Here is a 4,022-nt window from a genome sequence, read left to right as displayed (position 1 = left end):
GACCGCCCGTGGGGGCGTGTCGCCGCCCTCCCCCCCCCGCTGGCCGGGGCGGGCGCCGACCGCGCCCCCCCCCCCCCCGAGGGCGCGCTGCCGCCCCAGCCCGCCGACGCCGCCCCCCGGGGGCGCCCGACCCCGCGGCCCCGCCGGATCCGCCCGCTCCGGGCGAGGATCCGGCGGGGCCGTGGCACGTTCCGGCGAGATCGCATACTTGCAGCCGACTGGCAATCAAACAGCAAAGCGGCGTACGGATATTGCGCTCATGTAGCCGCGAGATTACGGTTCCCCTTGCGTCGTCCCGCTCTGCACGGCCCGCACCCCCGCACCACCGGTCCCGCCCGTACCACCGGTCCCGCCCGCACCGTCGTGCGGTGACGGCACCCGGACGGCGCATCCCCGGCACCCCGAGTCGATGAGATGAGGAGCGGAAGATGGCCCCACCCATGCGCTATCGGAGAAGGGCGGTCGCCCTGGGCGGCGCGGCCGCACTGCTGGCCGCCGGCGGCGTCCTCGGCCTGACGGCCCCGTCGGCCTGGGCCGCCGCCACCGGCGGCAGCGGCGCGAGCCTGCCGTACGTGGAGGTCCAGGCGGAGAACTCGGCCACCAACGGCACGGTCATCGGACCGAGTTACACCCAAGGCCAACTCGCCGACGAGGCGTCGTACCGCAAGGCGGTGACCCTGCAGGGCGCCGGCAAGTACGTCAGCTTCACCACGCCGGTGGCGACCAACTCGATCGACTTCCGCTACAGCATCCCGGACACCGTGGGCGGCTCGGTCTACTCCGCCCCGCTGTCGCTCTACATCAACGGCACCAAGCAGCCGAACTTCACCCTGACCAACGCGTACAGCTGGTACTACGGGAGCTACCCGTTCACCAACTCGCCGGGCAGCAACCCGCACCACTTCTACGACGAGGTCCACCGGCTGCTGCCGGCCAGCTATCCGGCCGGTACGGTCTTCAAGCTCCAGGTCGACGCCGAGGACACCGCGTCCTCGTACACCGTCGACTTCGCCGACTTCGAGCAGGTGGGACCGGCACTCACCCAGCCCGCCGGCTCGGTCTCGGTGACCTCGAAGGGCGCCGACGCGAGCGGCGCGGCCGACTCCACCGGCGCCTTCAACGCGGCGATCAGCGCCGCCGGGCCGGGCGGCTCGGTCTGGATCCCGCCGGGCACCTTCAAGGTGCCGGGCCACATCGCGGTCAACAACGTCACGGTGGCCGGCGCCGGCATGTGGTACTCCACGGTCAGCGGTGCGGCCCCCGGCTTCTACGGCAACTCCGCGCCGTCCCCGAGCAGCGGCGTGCACCTGAAGGACTTCGCGATCTTCGGCGACGTGCAGGAGCGCAACGACAGCGCCCAGGTCAACGGCGTCGGCGGAGCGATGTCCGACTCCACGGTGGCGAACCTGTGGATCGACCACCTGAAGGTCGGCGCCTGGATGGACGGTCCGATGGACCGCCTCACCTTCAGCGGCATGCGGATCCGCGACACCACCGCGGACGGCGTCAACTTCCACGGCGGCGTCACCAATTCGGCGGTGACCAACAGCGACATCCGCAACACCGGCGACGACGGCATCGCCACCTGGGCGGACTCCGCCCTCGGCGCGGACGCCTTCGACACCATCGCGAACAACACCGTCCAGCAGCAGATCCTGGCCAATGCGATCGCGATCTACGGCGGCCACGACAACACCGTCAGCGGCAACCTGGTGAAGGACACCGGCATCGCCCAGGGCGGCGGCATCCACGTCGGCCAGCGGTTCACCTCGACGCCCGTCGGCACCACCACCATCAGCAACAACACCCTCGTCCGGGCCGGCAGCCTCGACCCGAACTGGCAGTTCGGAGTCGGAGCCCTCTGGTTCGACGGCAGCCAGGGCGCCATCACCGGCCCGATCAACGTCAGCAACGCACTGATCCAGCAGAGCCCGTACGAGGCCGTCCAGTGGGTCGAGGGCACCATCAGCGGGGTCAATCTGAACAATGTGACCATCGCCGGCACCGGGACCTTCGCTCTGCAGGAACAGACCGGCGGCGCAGCGAAGTTCACCAACGTCACCGCGACCGGCGTGGGCGCCGCCACCCCGGTGTACAGCTGCGAGGGCGGCAACTTCACGGTCACCGACGGCGGCGGCAACTCCGGGATCGGCGGGACGCCGCTCTGCGGCGGCTGGCCCACCCCGGTCTACCCGCCGTACCCGCCCGAGGGCGTCACCGCCACCCCGGGCGCGCTGAACTTCGGCTCGGTCGCCACCGGCGCCACCAGCCCGGCGCAGACCGTGACGGTCAGCAACCCGACCGGCGCGTCCGCGGCGGTCTCCTCGATCGCCGCCGGCGGCGACTTCGCACAGACCAACACTTGCGGCTCGGCGATCCCGGCGAACGGCTCCTGCACGGTCGCCGTCACCTTCGCCCCGACCGCGACCGGCAGCCGCACCGGCAGCCTGACGGTGAACGCGGGCGGGGTCACCAACACCGTCGCCCTCGCCGGCACCGGCACCGCCCCCGGGCCGGTGCTGGGCGCCGCACCGGCCGCGCTCTCCTTCGCGAGCACGGTGACCGGCTCGGCCACGGCCGCCCAGACGGTCACCCTGACCAACACCGGCACCGCCGCGGCCACCGTCTCGGGCGTCGCGGTGAGCGGTGACTTCGGCCAGACCAACACCTGCTCGTCCGTCCCGGCCGGCGGCTCCTGCACGGTCGCCGTCACCTTCCGGCCCACCGCCGGCGGCGCCCGTACCGGCACCCTGACCGTCACCAGCACGGCCAACAACAGCCCGACCGCGGTCGGCCTCTCCGGTACCGGCATCGACAGCACCACGGACGTCGCGGCCGGCCGCCCCGCGACGGCCAGTTCCAGCAACGGCGTGTACGTCCCCGCCAACCTCACCGACGGGGACGCCTCGACGTACTGGGAGAGCGCTGCCTCCTTCCCGCAGTGGGCGCAGGTCGACCTCGGCCAGAACTTCACGGTGGGCAAAGCCGTCCTCAAGCTGCCGCCGCCGGCGGCCTGGGCGGCCCGCACCGAGACCCTGTCGGTGCAGACCTCCACGGACGGCTCGGCCTTCACCACGGTGGCCGGCCCGGCCGGGTGGACCTTCGACCCGAACACCGGCAACTCGGTGACGATCGCCTTCAACCCCGCCACCGCGCGGTACCTGCGGGTCGCCGTCACCGCCAACACCGGCTGGGGCGCTGCCCAGCTGTCCGACCTGGAGGTGTTCCCGAGCGGCGGCGGCTCCGGTTCCGCGGTGTTCGCCACCGACCCGGCGGCGCTGACCTTCTCGGCCCAGGCGCCCGGCACCACCAGTGCGGCGCAGACCGTCACGGTCACCAACACCGGCAGCGCGGCCGCGACGGTGTCCGGCATCTCCACGACCGGCGACTTCGCGCAGACCAGCACCTGCGGCTCCTCGCTCGCCGCGAACGCCTCCTGCACCGTCCGGGTCACCTTCACACCGAGCGCCTCCGGCGCTCGGACCGGCAGCCTCACCATCGCCGGCAGTGCGAGCAACAGCCCGGCCACGGTGGCGCTCACCGGCACCGGCTCCGGCACGGTGGCCGCCAACCTCGCCGCCGGTCGGCCCACCGCCGAGTCCGGCCACAACGACGTCTACCCGTCGTCGAACTTGACCGACGGCAACCGGAACAGCTACTGGGAGAGCACCAACAACGCGTTCCCGCAGTGGGTGCAGGTCGACCTGGGCTCCGCGCAGAGCGCGAGCCGCATCGTCCTGCAGCTGCCCTCCGGCTGGGGCGCCCGCACCCAGACGCTCGCCGTCCTCGGCAGCACCGACGGCAGCACCTTCAGCACCGTCAAGTCCTCGGCCGCGTACACCTTCGACCCGTCCTCGGACAACACCGTCACGATCACTTTCCCGGCCACCACCCAGCGGTGGTTCCGGCTGAACATCACCGCCAACACCGGCTGGCCGGCCGGGCAGGTCTCCGAGTTCCAGGTCTGGAACATCTGACCGGCAGCGACGGCAGGGCCGCGGCCGCCGGGTGCCCCCGCACCC

At 72.4% G+C, this 4,022-nt stretch carries 1 protein-coding gene; it reads left to right on the top strand.

What is annotated here, in order from left to right; all coding sequences use genetic code 11:
* The first annotated feature begins 428 nt into the window (after positions 1–428).
* On the top strand, positions 429–3,977 hold the full coding sequence (locus tag ACFV0G_RS36450; RefSeq protein ID WP_380557187.1) for a choice-of-anchor D domain-containing protein: 3,549 nt from the start codon (positions 429–431) through the stop codon (positions 3,975–3,977).
* Positions 3,978–4,022: the final 45 nt, after the last annotated feature.

Source organism: Kitasatospora sp. NPDC059571, from assembly GCF_042735675.1.
Classification (GTDB): Bacteria; Actinomycetota; Actinomycetes; order Streptomycetales; family Streptomycetaceae; genus Kitasatospora.
Note: the sequence above shows the minus strand (reverse complement) of the source record. Positions and strands in the feature narration are given on the sequence as shown.

Excerpts from the sequence above, each read along its gene's own strand:
- ACFV0G_RS36450 (WP_380557187.1), top strand. The coding sequence starts at position 429 with ATGGCCCCACCCATGCGCTATCGGAGAAGGGCGGTCGCCCTGGGCGGC.